Origin of the sequence: Mesorhizobium sp. M1423 (assembly GCF_040317575.1) — a bacterium.
Lineage (GTDB): Bacteria > Pseudomonadota > Alphaproteobacteria > Rhizobiales > Rhizobiaceae > Mesorhizobium.
This window is the reverse complement of sequence record NZ_JAMYKU010000037.1, coordinates 39,488-53,995: the sequence shown is the minus strand read 5'-3', so window position 1 is coordinate 53,995 and position 14,508 is coordinate 39,488. Positions and strand designations below refer to the sequence as shown.

Below are 14,508 nucleotides of genomic sequence, written 5' to 3'. Positions count from 1 at the left end.
GGCCGTAGGCCCCGGCAGTGATACCCTCGGCCGATAGCCACGGAAACCGACGAACAAGCGCCTCGGCATCCTCGAGCACGATGTCGGCGCCCTCGGCCATCTGCGCCTCGTGGTTGGCCTGCAGGATCGGCAGCCCGTTTTCGCCGGCAAGGATCAGATAGCCGCCTTCGCGAAAGCCGATATCGGCGTCCGCCCCGAATTCTTCCTTCAACCGCCGGAACAGTTTCAGCGTGAACTGCGACAGCCGGATGTTTTCAGGGATCGAGAACTGCTGGCGGATGGAGGCGCAGGACAGCGTTGTCGCCGCATGGGAAAATTGCGGGTCGCGCTCGACAACCGCGATCGGGCCCGAAAACCCTTCCTCGCGCAGATAATAGGCGACCGAGGAGCCGACGATGGCTCCGCCGATGATGATGATGTCGTAATGCACCTTTTTCGCCCTTCCGGTCTGAACCGCCGAGTCACGCCGCCGGCAGGATGATCTCGAAGCGCGTGCCGCTCGCCGAGTCAACCAGCCGGATCGTGCCATCATGCGCTTTCAGGAGGGCCAGCACGATGCCGAGGCCCATGCCGGTGCCGCCGGAATCGCGGCGCGTGGTGAAGAACGGCTCGAAGATGCGGCCTCGGTTGCTGGGCGAAATGCCGGCGCCGTCATCGTCCACCACAATGGTGGCCTTGCCGTCCGCGCTTGCTGCCGTGACCGAGACCAGCGTCGCGCCGTGTCGCGCCGAATTGTCGATGAGATTGGCCAACACGATCGCGGCGTTTTCGGCCGATATGCGCAGGCCGATATCGGCGCCCGCCTCGAGGCGCACCGCCAGCCTGTGGTCGGCCGGCAGCAGCGCCAGTGCCGGAGCGAGTGATGTGCCTTGGCCGCTGGGCTCGAGATTTTCGGCACGCGCAAGGTCAAGCAGGCGGCGCACCAGCAGATTGAGCCGGCCGGCATCGGTGACGATATTGTCTGAAAAACGCCGCCGCTCGGCCTCGTCCATCGCGCCGCCCGAATCGCGCAGCAGTTCGGCTGCCCCCTGGATCGCCGTCAGCGGCGATTTGAGTTCGTGCGAGACGTGGGTGGCGAAGGTCTGGATGCTGTCGGAGCGCGCATGCAGCTTTTCGGCCATGTCGAGGAAGGCCGCGGAGAGCGCCGCCATTTCGCGCGTGCCGTGGTGATCAAGCGGCCTGATCGCCTCACGGTCGCCGGCGGCGATGCGCTCGGTGCGCTCGATCAGGGCATAGATCGGCCGGCTGACGGTGCGCAGGAAGACCAGCCCGATCAGCAGCGTGCCGCCGAGGATGGCGATTGCCGCCAGCGCCACCTTGCCGCGCTCGCCAAAGAGATGCTTGACGATGTTGTTCGGCGTCCGCGACAGATAGACCACGCCGGCGACCTTGCCGGAGACCGCAACTGGTATGGCGACGAAGACGCGGACTTTGGTGCCGCGGCTGACCGAATAGAGCGGCGGCGATGGCTGGTCGGGAACCCGCAGCCTGAGCGCGCTGGCGTAGCGGCCGGCAAGCGCTGCGCGAACCTCTTCGACCGCGGCGAGCGACAGGCCGGCCTCCTCGCGGCCGGCAATGACCACGCCGCTGGGATCGAGCAGCCGAAAGCCGGCCAGCGTGGTTTTCTGCGTCTCGGCAAGAATGCCCGACAGCCGCGCGCCGATTGCCGCGAAGGCAGGATCGACGCTGGCCGCCGTGGCCGCGGGCCGGGTCGGCAGTATCCTGTCGGACGCAAGATCGAGGCGCGGTTCGATCGGCTGGTAGGCAGAAGCCCGATCCCTTGTACTGGGTGGAGGCATGGGTGTGCCGAGCTTTTCCGGGGCAAGGCCGGCCTCACGGACCTCTAGCGCATAGATCGCGGCAAGGGCGGCACCTTGCGCGATCAGCTCGGCCTCGGTCTGGCGGATCAGCTGGTTCTCGTACAGCCGGAAGAAGAACAGGCCGGCCAGCGGCAGTGCCATCACCATGATCAGGATGGCAATGACGACCGTGGCAAGCCGTGGCCGCCATTTGCTGCCAATCCGTTCTTGGGCGCTCACGCGCCGCATTTGCCGAGCCGGAAGCCGACGCCATGCACGGTCTCGATTGCATCGACGCAGCCGACCGCCGCCAGCTTGGCGCGGATGTTGCGGACATGGCTGTCGACGGTGCGGTCGGCGACGTGGATATTGGCAGCATAGGCATTAGCCATCACCATGTCGCGGCCGAGCACATGCGCGGGACGCGCCAAAAACCCTTTCAGGATCGCGAATTCGATGCCCGTCAGCACCAGCGGCTTGCCGTCGAAGCTGGCTGTATGGCTTGCCGGCACTAAGGCCAGTCTGCCATGCGAGAATTGCCGATCGTCGGCATGTTCGGGCGCAGGCCGGGCGCGGCGCAGGATGACGTTGACGCGGGCGACCAGCTCGCGCGGGCTGAACGGCTTGGTGACATAGTCGTCGCCGCCCATTTCCAGCCCGAGGATGCGGTCGATCTCTTCATCCCGCGCTGACAGGAACAGCACCGGCACGTCGGATGTGTGGCGCAGCCGCCGGCACACTTCCAGCCCGTCCATTTCCGGCATGCCGATGTCGAGCACGACGAGATCGGGCGCGCGGCGTTCGATCGCCTGCAAGGCAGCCGCGCCGTCCGGCACCGCCAGCGTCTTCATGCCGGCCTTTTCGAGCGCGAAGCAGATGATTTCGCGAATGTGCGGATCGTCGTCGGCGACCAGTATGTGGTGCGGCATCAAATCAGCGGCCCGGCATGAAGGGTTCGGACATCGGAGGAACCACGAACGGGATACGTGTGTCGAGAGCACGAAGGCGCCGCCAGTCGCGAAAGCTCCAGGCGCGCCAGTTTTCTAGGCCGGCGCGGTAGCGGGCCTCGTCCTGCCCAAGCAAACGGGCGAGTTCGCGGTACGAGGAAACGCTGGCCGCATTCGTCCTGCCCTGATGCTCGAGGAAACGGTCGAGCGCCGGCCAGGCGCTGGGACCGAGCGTACGCAGATACCAGAAATCGAGTTCGGTGCCTTGGCCGGTCATTTCGAATGAGTGCTCGACATTGTAGTTGGCGATCAGCGCCGCGAAGTTCACGAAGCAGCAGGCATAGAGCGTCATTGAAAGCGTCAGAAGATTGGCGGAAAGCAGCCATTCATTGGATTTTTCGAACGCGATGCGGGCGATGATCAGGGCAAGGCCCGCCGCCACCAGTCCCATCCAGACGAAGGCGGCGATGCGCCAGTAGGTCAGCGCGTAGATGCCGATATAGAGGTCGAGCCGCAGGATCGACGAGATGACCAGCACGATGTTCTGCGCCACCCAGACGTAGACCAGCCGGCGGATGAGCGGATCGCTGGAGGTCGTGCTGCCCGGCCGCAGCGCCGCCAGGACGAAGCCAGCTGCGAGCAGCGCTGTGATGATCAAGGGATAGGCGCCGCGATGCGCATAGGCGGCGTAGGTCAGCCCGTCGGGAAGCGCGATGCCGCCCCACAGATAGGTGGCGTCGAGCGCGGTCTGCATCGCGAAAAGGATGTTGAAGACGACCAGCGCACGAAGAATCGCGGCCTTGCCGAAGATGATGTCCTCGATCGCCTTGGCGGGTTTTGTCGTCGCCCGGCCGACAGGCACAGGCGACAGCACACGCGGAATGGAGCGGAGAAAGCGCGGTAGGCGCGGGCGCAGAAAGGCCCAGACGCCGACCAGCACGAACAGCCAGAAGGCGAGACGCGGCAGCTGGATGAGCTCGAGCAGTGCCATTAGGTCGATCAGCGACAGCCAGTATTCGACGACCGGATTGGCGGCGCCGAACAGCGCGAGAAACACCGCGCCGAGGCTTAGCGGCATGACCCAGACGGCAATCGTCGCAAGGCGCACGCGCCGTCGGCCAAGCTGCCGGGCCGCCTTACGCCAGCGAAAGAAATCCAGGACGAACCGAAAGGGCGTTGCAAGCAGGAATAGCGAGAGTTGGCCGGCAATGCGGGCAACCCCGTGGTTCAACCGCCCGGCCAGCGAAAGCGCGAAGACGGCCAGCGCCGCCAGCCCGATCGAGACGGACAGCGCACTGACATTTTCCGCGAGCGGCAGCAGCGCCACAAGCAGCGCAACTGGCTTGAACCAGGGCCTGCCATCGTTGAAGGAGCCGAGAGGATGGACAGCCATGCTCGTGGTGGCAATCGCAACGCCGAACAGGAAAAGCGTGATGCCGGCCGGTTGGCTATAGAAGAAAAAATCGGCCAGCGCGACGAGCAGGACGCCAACGCCGAAGCGGCTGCAATAGCTCGGCGCCGGCGTGAGGAACGCTGTCATGATCGGGCTTTCTCGGCCGCTTTGATGCGGCCGGAATATCTGGGCGGGGATTTGCGGACGAAAGGGAGGAGGTTTGCCGGGGGCGGATCGACAAGCCACCAGCTGTCGCGGCGAAGCCGGTACGGCAGGGACCAACGGCAATTTGTTTGCTCTTGCATGCCGCCCTTGTCGCATTCTGTCGGGTGGCAAGCGGGGCGGAGACGAGGAGATTTTCCGAAATTGCGTGCAGTTTTTATGCACGCTTGCCTCGGCCGTCTGCAGGCGGCATAGATCGGACATGACTGCCGAACCCTCCCGCCCGCGCCGCTCGGTGCTTTACGTCCCGGCTTCGAACGACAAGGCATTGGCCAAGATCCGGTCGCTGGCCTGCGATGCCGTCGTCATCGATCTCGAGGACGCCGTCGCCCCGGCCGACAAGCTTTCCGCGCGCGAAAAACTGGCGGGGATTTTCGCCGGCCGTTCCAACCGGCGCTGCGAGATGGTTGTGCGCATCAATGCGCTGTCGAGCGAATGGGGCGCCGACGATCTGCTGGCTGCGGCAAAATGCGCTCCCGACGCCATCCTGCTGCCCAAGGTCGACACGCCGCGCGACATTCTCGAGGCCGGTGACGTTCTCGACGACAATTTTGGGCCGGACGAGGTCAAGCTATGGGCGATGATCGAGACACCCAAGGCGCTGCTCAACATAGGCCCGATCGCCGAGCTTGGCCGCGACCCAGCCTCTCGACTGGTTTGTTTCGTTGCCGGAACGAATGATCTGATCAAGGACACCGGAATTCTCACCACGCCCGACCGGCGCTATCTCGTGCCGTGGCTGATGCAGATGGTGCTCGCCGCGCGCGCCGGCGGCCTCGACCTGCTCGACGGCGTCTTCAATGATTTTAGCGATATGGACGGGTTTGCGCGCGAGTGCACGGAAGCGGCCGCCATGGGCTTCGACGGCAAATCGCTGATCCATCCGGCCCAGATCGAGGCCGCAAACCGGGCCTTTGCGCCTTCGCCTGAAGCGATGGCCGAGGCGGGCGCGATCAAGGATGCCTTCGCGCTCGCCGAAAATACCGGCAAGGCGGTGATTGCGCTGAACGGAAAGATGGTCGAGCGGCTGCATCTGGCGCAGGCCGAAAAACTGCTGGCGAAGGCCGCCGCTGTTCGCGCATGATTGCAACTCACGACGGGATTGAAAATGAAACTCTACCGCTTTTTGTCCGGCCCGGACGACGCCAGCTTCTGCCACAAGGTGACGGCGGCGCTCAACAAGGGCTGGCACCTGTTCGGCTCGCCGACCTATGCCTATGACAAGAATGCCAAGACCATGCGCTGCGGCCAGGCGGTGGTGAAGGACATCGAAGGCCAGGAATACGGCCCCGACACCAAGCTCAGCGACTGGTAGCGCTGACATCGCTTCGGGTGCCCGCGAATGCGGGACACTTCTGGACGCTGGCGCGAAGGAACGCTGCGCTCTCCAGTCAAAACGACGTCACTCCGCTGCCTCTTCGATCTTCTCCATATCATCGTCCGACAGGCCGAAATGGTGACCGATCTCATGGATCAGCACATGGGTGACGATGTCGCCCAGCGTCTCCTCGTTCTCGGCCCAGTAGTCGAGGATGGCGCGGCGGTAGAGCGTGATCCGGTTCGGGCCTTGGCCGGTCTGCGGATTCCAGCGCTCGGCGATGCCGCGCCCCTCGAACAGGCCGAGCAGGTCGAAGGGCGTTTCCAGCGAAAGGTCGTCCATGATCTCGTCGGTCGGGAATTCGGCGATCTGAATGACGATCTCGCCGGTCAGCTTGCGAAACTCCTCCGGCAGATGGGCATAGGCCTCCAGCGCCAGGAGCTCGATTTCCTCCATCGTTGGCGAAAGCTGGTCGTGCCAGATGCGTGTTTGGTAGATGCGAGCCATGCTTTGTCCTTTGATCCCGGCATATAGGCTTTCGGGCCGGACTCGGCAAATGGTCGGGCTGGAGCGCCCGGACCATGCCATCAAGGCAGGAATAAATTCCCCATGACTCCGCTTGACTCTTTGGCCGCCCTCTGGAATCTATAGGAACATAACAGGAACAATTGTGAGTGGAAGCTGACCGTCATGGCGACAAGCGCCGTGGCGCGGGAGACTGTTTTTGCCCTGCGCCGCCAGATCGCGAAGATCGAAGGGACCTTGTCCGAGCGCCTGGAAGCGCCGGCCGGTTCGTCGTTTGACGCGGATGTGCCTCGCCAGAGTCTGGCATCCTCTCGGAATCCGACACCCGCTCGGAATCTGACGATTGTCCGTCGCGGCCTCGCCGTGGCGCCGCCCGATGCGTTTTTGCGCACCGGTGCCGAGCGCCTCGATGCTGCGCTGAGCGGCGGCCTGCCGAAGGCGGCGCTGAGCGAGTTTCATGGCGCCGCGACCCGCGATGCCGGAGCAGTCGCCGGTTTTGTCCTGTCGCTCATCAGCCTGATCCTCAGCCAGGGGCCGCGACTGCCGGTGCTGTGGATCGGCACATCCGAGGTTTTCCGCGAGGCCGGCTTTCCCTATGCCGGGGGGCTTCACGCCTTCTTCGGCATCGAGCCGGAGCAATTGCTGTTTTCCGAGGCGCCAAGGCTGCTCGATGCGCTGTGGGTCGCCGAGGAGGCCGCCAGGATGACGGCGCTGGCCGCAGTCATCCTCGAAATCCGTGGCAACCCGCAGCGGCTGGATCTCACCGCGACGCGGCGGCTGCACGCCCGGGCGCAGAGTGCCGGCCGGCCGCTGTTCCTGCTGCGCCAGGCCGGCGAGCCCGAGCCGACGGCAGCGCCCGTCCGCCTCATCCTGTCGGCGGCACCGGCGGCAGCGCGCGAGACGATCGCCGGGCCGCTCGCCGGCTCGATCGGCCGGCCCGCCTTCACCATCACCATCGGCAAGAGCCGCACTGCCTTGCCCGGAAAATTCACACTGGAGTGGAACCCCGATGAACGCATATTCGAAGAAAGACGGGGCGAGGAATGGGCAAAGAATCCTGTCCCTGTGGTTTCCACATCTCGCCGCCGAGAGGATCCTGCGGCAGCGCCTGGGGCGGTCCTGGCGTTCCCGGCCGTCGGATCACCTGCCGCTGGTGATCAGTCACCGCGACCGGAACGCCCAGCGCATCGCCGCCCTCGACGAGCGGGCCGAGGCGCTTAACCTGAAACGCGGCATGGGCATAGCCGATGCACGCGCCATGCATCCCTCGATCGACATCGTGGAGGCCGATCCGGAAGCCGACCGGCGCCTGCTCGAAGGCCTCGCCGACTGGTGCGACCGCTATACCCCGCTGGTGGCGCTCGACGGGGCCGATGGCCTCTATCTCGACGTCACCGGCTGCACCCATCTTTTCGGCGGCGAACGCTCGATGCTGGACGACATCCTGTCGCGTTTTTTCCATCAGGGCTTCGATGTCCGCGCCGGGCTTGCCGCCACGCCGGGCTCGGCCTGGGCGGCGGCGCGGTTTGCCGGCGACCGCATCGTTCCCGATGGTGAGGAGGAAGCGCTTCTCGCGCCCTTGCCGTTGGCGGCACTGCGCATCGATCCAGAGGTCCGCGCCAGCCTCGAAAGCGTCGGCCTGCGCACGGCGGGCGCCGTCATGGCGGCACCGCGCGCGCCGCTGGCCCGCCGCTTCGGCGCATCGCTGCTATTGCGCCTCGACCAGGCGCTCGGCCGCCTCGACGAAGCCGTGTCGCCGCGCCTGCCGGTCGCGCCGCTTTCGGTCGAACGCCACCTCGCCGAGCCGATCATGCTGACCGAGGACATCGAGCGGCTGACAGGCATGCTGGCGGCCACATTGAAGAAGGACCTCGAGCGTCGCGGCGAGGGCGCAAGGCGGCTGGCGCTGCTGCTCTTTCGCGTCGATGGCGGCGTCAGCCGCATCGCCGTCGGCACCTCGCGACCTTTGCGCGAGCCGCTGCTGATCCAGAAATTGTTTCACGAAAGGCTTGCCGCGCTCGAACAGGATATCGACGCCGGCTATGGTTTCGATCTCGTGCGCCTCTCGGTGCTGACCGCCGCCGCCTTCGACATGCAGCAGGCAGACCTTGCCGGCGAGACGAACGACGGGGGCGCCGACATCGCGCTTTTTGCCGACCGCATCCGCGCCCGGCTCGGCGAAGGCGCGGTCTTGAAGCCGGTCGCCGTCGAGAGCCATCTGCCGGAGCGCGCCGTCGCCGCCATTCCCTTCGCCGAAGCGCCGCAGAGAAGCTCGCCGCCGAAGCAGCCGGACAAGGTGAAGGATGCTCCCACGACCGTCTTCCAGCCGGAACGGCCGATCCGGCTTTTCCGTTCGCCCGAGCCGATCGAGGTGCCGGCCACCGAAATGCCGGATGGCCCACCTTTGAACTTCCGCTGGCGGCGCGCGCTCTACCGGGTCGCGCGCGCCGAAGGGCCGGAGCGCATTGCGCCTGAATGGTGGCGAGAGGCGGCGGGACGGGAAGATGCGCCGACCCGGGACTATTTCCGCATCGAGGATGCCGACGGCCGCCGTTACTGGCTTTACCGCCAAGGCCTCTACGGCGCCTCGCAGCCCGCTCCGCGCTGGTTCATGCATGGAGTCTTCGCATGAATGCGCTGACAGCCGTTCCCTATGCCGAATTCGGCATCCAGTCGAACTTCTCGTTCCTGCGCGGCGCCTCGAAACCGGAGGAGCTGGTGGTCGCGGCGAAATTCATGGGGTTTTCAGCGATCGGGCTCGCCGACCGCAATACGGTGGCGGGCGTCGTGCGCGCCTGGCAGCAGGCCAAGGTGGAGGGTGTTTCCTATCATCCCGGCTGCCGCCTGGTATTTTGCGACGGCACGCCGGACATTCTCGCTTACCCGCAGAACCGCAAGGGCTGGGGCCATCTCTGCCGCATGCTGACGCAGGCCAATTTGCGCGACGAAAACGAAAAGGGAGCAACGCTTCTCAAACAAAGCGATCTTCTCGAATGGGGCGATCTCTTGTCGCTGGCCATCCTGCCGGATGTGTCGACGGGCGCGGCCGATAGCCTTGCTGTGCTTAGCCGGCTCACGGATCGCTTCGGCGAAAGCCTGCGGTTTGCTGTTTCGCCGGATTACCGCGGCAGCGACCGCTTCCGTATCGAGCAGGCGGCGGCGATGGCCGAACTGGCCGGCATCCCGCTGATGGCGACCAACGATGTGCTCTACCATACGTCGGAACGGCGCCCGCTGCAGGACGTGCTGACGGCGATCCGCCTCAATGTGCCCGTCGCCGAGGTGGGGCTGGAACTGGCGGCCAATGCCGAGCGTCATTTAAAGCTACCGCTGGAGATGGCACGGCTTTTCCGCAGGCATCCGCAAGCGCTGGCGGAAACGCTGCGTTTTGCCGGCGAGCTGAGCTTCTCGCTCAGTGACCTGCAATACAACTACCCCGACGAGCCGACGGAATCGGGCCTCGGGCCACAGGCCGAGCTGGAAAGGCTGGCCAAGGAGGGGGCCGCCATCCGCTACCCCTCGGGCGTGCCCGCTTTTGTGACGCAGCGCATCGAGGAGGAGCTCGCTCTGATCGATCGCCTGAACTACGCGCGCTATTTCCTGACTGTCTACGACATCGTCAAATTCGCCCGCAGCCAGAACATTCTCTGCCAGGGGCGCGGCTCCGCCGCCAACTCGATCGTCTGCTTCTGCATCGGCATCACCGAAGTTGGCCCGGACAAGATCGACACGCTTTTCGAGCGCTTCATTTCCGAAGAAAGAAACGAGCCGCCCGACATCGATGTCGATTTCGAGCATGAAAAGCGCGAGGAGGTCATCCAGTACATCTATTCCAAATACAGCACCAAGCGCACCGCGCTGGCCGCCGCCGTCGTCAGCTACCGCGGCCGCTCTGCGGTGCGCGAAGTGGCCAAGGCGATGGGCCTGTCGGACGACGTCCGGAGCGCGCTGTCCAGTTCGATCTGGGGCTGGTCGACCTCGGAGCTCGGCGAAAAGGAGACAAAAGCCGGCGGCCTCGATCAGACCGATCCCTCGACAAGGCATGTGATCGAATGCGCCAACGAGATCATGGGCTTTCCCCGCCATTTGTCGCAGCATGTCGGCGGTTTCGTCATCACAAGGGACCGGCTCGACGAGATCGTACCCATCGTCAAGACGGCGATGGACGAGCGCAAGATGGTCGAGTGGGACAAGGACGACCTCGACGCGGTGAAAATCCTTAAAGTGGACGTGCTGGCGCTCGGCATGCTGACCTGCCTGCAGCGCGCCTTCACCCTGCTCCAGGATCATTATCCCGAGGCGCGGGACGCATATGGCCAACCCTATGTGTTGGCCACTCTCCCGGCCGAGGACAAACATGTTTACGACATGATCTGCCGCGCCGACACGATCGGCGTCTTCCAGATCGAATCGCGCGCGCAGATGTCGATGCTGCCGCGGCTGCGGCCGAAAAACTTCTACGATCTCGTCATCGAGGTGGCAATCGTGCGGCCCGGCCCGATCCAGGGTGACATGGTCCACCCTTATCTGCGCCGCCGGCAAGGCAAGGAAAAGCCCGAATACCCGAAGCCGGAACTGGAAAAAATACTCGGCAGGACGCTGGGCGTGCCGCTGTTCCAGGAACAGGCAATGAAGATTGCCATCGTTGCCGGCGGCTTCAGGCCGGGCGAGGCCGATGAATTGCGCCGCGCCATGGCCACCTTCAAGCGCACCGGCACGATCGGCAATTACCGCAAGAGGATGGTCGACGGCATGGTTGCCAAGGGCTACGAAAAAGACTTCGCCGAGCGTTGCTTCAAGCAGATCGAGGGCTTTGGCGAATACGGCTTTCCCGAAAGCCATGCCGCCTCCTTCGCCCTGCTGGTCTATGCCTCCTGCTGGTTCAAGACCTTCTATCCCGACGTGTTCTGCGCCGCGATTCTGAATTCCCAGCCGATGGGTTTTTACCAGCCGGCTCAGCTTGTCCGCGACGCGCATGATCATGGCGTCGAGATCCGAGAGGTCGACGTCAACTTTTCCGGCTGGGATTGCGCCTTGGAGCAATCGCCTTTCGATCCGGCCCGCATTCTCGACCGCCATGTTCAAATGCGCGGTGTCATCCGGACCAGCCATGCCGTCCGGCTTGGCTTTCGCCAGGTCAAAGGCCTGTCGAAGGAGCGCATGGAAGCATTTGTGGTGAGGCGCGGCGACGGCTACACATCCGTGCGCGATGTCTGGCTGCGCTCGGGCCTCAACGTCGACGAGATCGAAAAGCTGGCGCAGGCCGACGCCTTCCGCTCGCTTGGATTGAACCGCCGCGACGCTCTATGGGCGGTCCGCGCGCTCGACGGCAAGAGTGCCGCCGAAAAGCTGCCGCTGTTCGATCAGCCGGCGATCCGCTTGCGCGATCTCGAGCCTGAAACCCGGCTCCCGACAATGCCGCTCGGCGAGCACGTCGTCCACGACTACCGCTCGCTCGGCCTGTCGCTGAAGGCGCACCCGGTCGCCTTCCTGCGTCAAAGGCTGGATCGGTCCGGCGTCACGCCCAATGCGCGGCTCGGCCAGGTGCGGGACGGCCGGCGCGTTTCGGTCGCCGGCCTCGTGCTGGTGCGGCAGCGGCCGGGCAATGGCAAGGCGATTTTCCTGACGCTGGAAGACGAGAATGCGGTCGCCAACATCATTTTCTGGGAAAGGACTTTCGACCGCTTCCGCCCCATCGTCATGGGCGCACGTCTCATCCGCGTCACCGGCAAGCTGCAATCGGAATCGGACGTCATCCATATCGTCGCCGAGAAGGTCGAGGATCTGACGCCGTGGCTGTCGGTGCTGCTGGAAGAGGCAGGACCTGAGCCTTCGAGCCGTACAGACGAGGCTCGGCCGGGCAGCATCGCGCAAACGGAATTATTGGGAAAGGCGGAGAAGGTCATGCCCAAGGGACGCAATTTTCAATAGGCCCCCTGTCTTCGTCAGAGCGTTGCTGCGGTGCGGAATTTGATGACGGCAGGACAGAGGGGGGCGCGAAGGATCGCTGCGGAGCGGCCCTTATTCCGAGCCACCCAGGCGCGGCGGTGGCATGGCATCGTCTATGGCGATGACCCGCGCCTCCGATGGCAGCATGATCGGAATGCCGTCCCGCACCGGATAGGCAAGCTTTGCCACCCGCGAGACAAGCTCGCCGCGCTCCGGATCCCAGGCAAGCGGCCCCTTGGTCAGCGGGCAGGCCAGCAGTTCCAGCAGCTTGGGATCGACAGTCCTGTTCCCGTCACGTCCATCCGCCATTCGATCCGTCCTTCCACAAGGCAACCGCTTCGGGGTTTCGCGCGCGGACTTCCCTTCTCCCCTTGAAGGAGAAGGTGGCCGAGCGAATCTCGGTCGGATGAGGGGTGTTCCAGCTTGGCACCGACGGCACTCCGTCCAGTACCCCTCAACCGTCTCGGCGCTACGCGCCGATCCACCTTCTCCCACAAGGGGAGAAGGCAAGAGCCTACTGCAAACTCGAACCGAAATCCTCATTGTCGCGCGCCAGCGCCATTTCGGTGATGGCGATCAGCGTTTCGGCACGTGTCTTTAGATCGGCCGCTTCGAGCAGCGCCTGTTTCTCGGCCGGCCCGTAGGGCGCCATCATCGACAGCGCGTTGACCAGCATGGCGTTTTCGGCGCGGCTGACGCTTTCCCAGTCGGCCTCCAGATCGTTGGCCTGCAGATAGGCGCGAAACGCTTTGAGCAGCGCCGGCCGGTCGATCTCGGCTTCCGCCTGGTCGTCGTCGAGATCGGTGAGAAAGGGTGCCAACCGGCACTGGCGAAACGGCGTCCTGACGGTGAGTTCCTGGACAATGCGGAACCGGCACACGCCCTGCAGCGAAATCAGATAACGACCGTCGCCGCTCTCGGACAGCGCGATGATGCGCCCGGCACAGCCGACATTGCAGAGTTCCGGCTCGCCGTCGGGACGCAGCGCACCGTCGAGGCTGGGCTGGATCATGCCGATCAGCCGCGCCCCGGCGATCGCCTCATCGACCATCTGCAGATAGCGCGGCTCGAAGATGTTGAGCGGCATGCGGCCTCCCGGCAGCAGCAATGCGCCCTCAAGCGGAAAGATCGGCATGGTCGACGGTAAGTCCGCAGCGAGTCGGTAATGCGCGTTTCCCGCCTGCACCTCAATCCTCCGATCGCTTCGTCAGGAAGCGCACCAAACCCGTCTCCTCCCGGCCGGCACAAGGCGCGACACCGGAAACCCGAAATCGAATGCCATCCGAAAACCTAATCTGGCGCAGCCGCCGCCGACCGCAAGCCCGCCGGACAAAACAGTCTGCGCCGGCTCAGGAAAACAGCAGCGACGACAGTTTGCGCCGTGCCGACAGCGTTGCCTCGTCGGTCATGCCCCATGCCTCGAAGAGCTGCAGCAACTGGGTTCTGGCGCCATCGTCGTTCCACGAGCGGTCGGCCTTGATGATCGCCAGCAGATTGTCGGCCGCCGCCATGCGATCACCCTTGGCGTTCTGGATCATCGCAAGCTCGAACCGCGCCTGGTGATCCCCGGGATTTTCGGCCAGCCGCCGTTCCAGTTCCGCCGGATTGCCGAGCACTGCTGCTTGCGCGGCGAGCGCCATCTTGGCGCGCAGCGCGGCGAGCTGCGGCGCATCCTTCTTTGCCTCCGGCGCCCGCGCCAGCATCGCATCGGCACCTTCGGTATCGCCGGCCTCGAACAGCAGATCGCCCAAGCCGGCGATCGCCTCGATCGTCTCCGGCGCCTGTTCCAGGATAGCGTCGTAGATGTCGGCCGCGGTCTGCACGTCACCGGCCTCGCGCGCCTCGGCGGCCGCGGCCAGCGCCTCGGCCACTTGCGGTGCGCCACCATCCTTGCCGCCGACCTTCTGGATGAATTGCGTGATCTGGCTCTCGGGAATGGCGCCCATGAAGCCGTCGACCGGCTGGCCGTCCTTGAAGGCAATGACCGCCGGTATCGACTGGATGCCGAGCTGGCCGGCGATCGATGGATGGTCGTCGATGTTCATCTTGACCAGCTTGACCTTGCCGCCGGCGGCTTTCACCGCCTTTTCCAGCAGCGGGGTCAATTGCTTGCAGGGGCCGCACCATGGCGCCCAGAAATCGACCAGCACCGGCTGGCGGCGCGATTCCTGGATGACGTCGGCGGCAAATCCAGCGGTCGTGGTGTCCTTGATGACGTCGGCCGGCACCTCCGCAAGTGCGACCTTCTCACGCGCGGCATCGGTGCCGCCATACTGCACGGTGGTGGCATACTGACCGCCATTGCTGCCAAATGGGCGGCCAAAGGGGTTGCTATCGCTCATCTCGTCGCCCTTT

General features: G+C 64.8%; 13 protein-coding genes. 5 read left to right on the top strand and 8 right to left on the bottom strand.

What is annotated here, in order from left to right; translation table 11 throughout:
* The 4 genes from NKG95_RS30760 to NKG95_RS30745 form a co-directional block, all read right to left on the bottom strand.
* A partial coding sequence (locus tag NKG95_RS30760; protein WP_353043332.1) for an FAD-dependent oxidoreductase occupies positions 1 to 430 on the bottom strand: 430 nt, incomplete at its 3' end.
* A 31-nt stretch (positions 431 to 461) separates the two neighbouring features.
* Positions 462 to 2,048: an ATP-binding protein gene (locus NKG95_RS30755; RefSeq protein ID WP_352859662.1), complete on the bottom strand. Its 1,587-nt coding sequence runs from the start codon at positions 2,046 to 2,048 to the stop codon at positions 462 to 464.
* Positions 2,036 to 2,728: a response regulator transcription factor gene (locus NKG95_RS30750; protein WP_352481091.1), complete on the bottom strand. Its 693-nt coding sequence runs from the start codon at positions 2,726 to 2,728 to the stop codon at positions 2,036 to 2,038. The genes NKG95_RS30755 and NKG95_RS30750 overlap by 13 nt, the downstream gene beginning before the upstream one ends.
* Positions 2,729 to 2,732: 4 nt before the next feature.
* Positions 2,733 to 4,286: a DUF4153 domain-containing protein gene (locus NKG95_RS30745; protein WP_353043331.1), complete on the bottom strand. Its 1,554-nt coding sequence runs from the start codon at positions 4,284 to 4,286 to the stop codon at positions 2,733 to 2,735.
* A gap of 277 nt (positions 4,287 to 4,563) precedes the next feature.
* Between NKG95_RS30745 and NKG95_RS30740 the strand changes: the two genes are divergently transcribed.
* Both NKG95_RS30740 and NKG95_RS30735 read left to right on the top strand, forming a co-directional pair.
* A complete protein-coding gene (locus tag NKG95_RS30740; protein ID WP_353043330.1) occupies positions 4,564 to 5,445 on the top strand; it encodes an HpcH/HpaI aldolase/citrate lyase family protein in 882 nt (293 codons plus the stop codon).
* A gap of 24 nt (positions 5,446 to 5,469) precedes the next feature.
* Positions 5,470 to 5,676: a DUF1737 domain-containing protein gene (locus NKG95_RS30735; protein WP_023721934.1), complete on the top strand. Its 207-nt coding sequence runs from the start codon at positions 5,470 to 5,472 to the stop codon at positions 5,674 to 5,676.
* Between the two features lie 87 nt (positions 5,677 to 5,763).
* Here the strand turns inward: NKG95_RS30735 and NKG95_RS30730 are convergent, their stop codons facing one another.
* The gene (locus tag NKG95_RS30730; protein ID WP_353043329.1) at positions 5,764 to 6,186 is read right to left on the bottom strand and encodes a metallopeptidase family protein; all 423 of its coding nucleotides are present in this window, start codon (positions 6,184 to 6,186) and stop codon (positions 5,764 to 5,766) included.
* A gap of 183 nt (positions 6,187 to 6,369) precedes the next feature.
* Here NKG95_RS30730 and NKG95_RS30725 point away from each other — a divergent pair, with 183 nt between their 5' ends.
* From NKG95_RS30725 to NKG95_RS30715, 3 genes are read left to right on the top strand one after another with little or no spacing between them, the layout of a single operon-like run.
* Positions 6,370 to 7,425, top strand: coding sequence for an ImuA family protein (locus NKG95_RS30725; RefSeq protein WP_352641078.1), 1,056 nt, complete (start codon positions 6,370 to 6,372; stop codon positions 7,423 to 7,425).
* Positions 7,358 to 8,836, top strand: a complete 1,479-nt coding sequence (locus NKG95_RS30720) for a DUF6504 family protein (RefSeq protein WP_352845410.1) — start codon at positions 7,358 to 7,360, stop codon at positions 8,834 to 8,836. Before NKG95_RS30725 ends, NKG95_RS30720 begins: the two co-directional genes overlap by 68 nt.
* Positions 8,833 to 12,135, top strand: a complete 3,303-nt coding sequence (locus tag NKG95_RS30715; protein WP_353043328.1) for an error-prone DNA polymerase — start codon at positions 8,833 to 8,835, stop codon at positions 12,133 to 12,135. The genes NKG95_RS30720 and NKG95_RS30715 overlap by 4 nt, the downstream gene beginning before the upstream one ends.
* A gap of 90 nt (positions 12,136 to 12,225) precedes the next feature.
* Here NKG95_RS30715 and NKG95_RS30710 read toward each other — a convergent pair whose 3' ends face one another.
* The 3 genes from NKG95_RS30710 to trxA form a co-directional block, all read right to left on the bottom strand.
* Complete coding sequence (locus NKG95_RS30710; RefSeq protein WP_023720580.1) at positions 12,226 to 12,462, bottom strand: Trm112 family protein; 237 nt, start codon at positions 12,460 to 12,462, stop codon at positions 12,226 to 12,228.
* A 205-nt stretch (positions 12,463 to 12,667) separates the two neighbouring features.
* Positions 12,668 to 13,339 carry an LON peptidase substrate-binding domain-containing protein gene (locus NKG95_RS30705; RefSeq protein WP_023720579.1) on the bottom strand — a complete coding sequence of 224 codons (672 nt, stop codon included), beginning with the start codon at positions 13,337 to 13,339 and terminating at the stop codon, positions 12,668 to 12,670.
* 163 nt (positions 13,340 to 13,502) lie between these two features.
* A complete protein-coding gene (gene trxA, locus NKG95_RS30700; RefSeq protein WP_352481097.1) occupies positions 13,503 to 14,495 on the bottom strand; it encodes a thioredoxin in 993 nt (330 codons plus the stop codon).
* Positions 14,496 to 14,508: the final 13 nt, after the last annotated feature.

Bases quoted from the DNA above. Each gene is read 5' to 3' on its own strand.
- NKG95_RS30745 (WP_353043331.1), bottom strand. From the start codon at position 4,286: ATGACAGCGTTCCTCACGCCGGCGCCGAGCTATTGCAGCCGCTTCGGC.
- NKG95_RS30725 (WP_352641078.1), top strand. From the start codon at position 6,370: ATGGCGACAAGCGCCGTGGCGCGGGAGACTGTTTTTGCCCTGCGCCGC.
- NKG95_RS30715 (WP_353043328.1), top strand. From the start codon at position 8,833: ATGAATGCGCTGACAGCCGTTCCCTATGCCGAATTCGGCATCCAGTCG.
- NKG95_RS30710 (WP_023720580.1), bottom strand. From the start codon at position 12,462: ATGGCGGATGGACGTGACGGGAACAGGACTGTCGATCCCAAGCTGCTG.
- trxA (WP_352481097.1), bottom strand. From the start codon at position 14,495: ATGAGCGATAGCAACCCCTTTGGCCGCCCATTTGGCAGCAATGGCGGT.
- NKG95_RS30750 (WP_352481091.1), bottom strand. From the start codon at position 2,728: ATGCCGCACCACATACTGGTCGCCGACGACGATCCGCACATTCGCGAA.
- NKG95_RS30735 (WP_023721934.1), top strand. From the start codon at position 5,470: ATGAAACTCTACCGCTTTTTGTCCGGCCCGGACGACGCCAGCTTCTGC.
- NKG95_RS30740 (WP_353043330.1), top strand. From the start codon at position 4,564: ATGACTGCCGAACCCTCCCGCCCGCGCCGCTCGGTGCTTTACGTCCCG.
- NKG95_RS30730 (WP_353043329.1), bottom strand. From the start codon at position 6,186: ATGGCTCGCATCTACCAAACACGCATCTGGCACGACCAGCTTTCGCCA.
- NKG95_RS30755 (WP_352859662.1), bottom strand. From the start codon at position 2,048: ATGCGGCGCGTGAGCGCCCAAGAACGGATTGGCAGCAAATGGCGGCCA.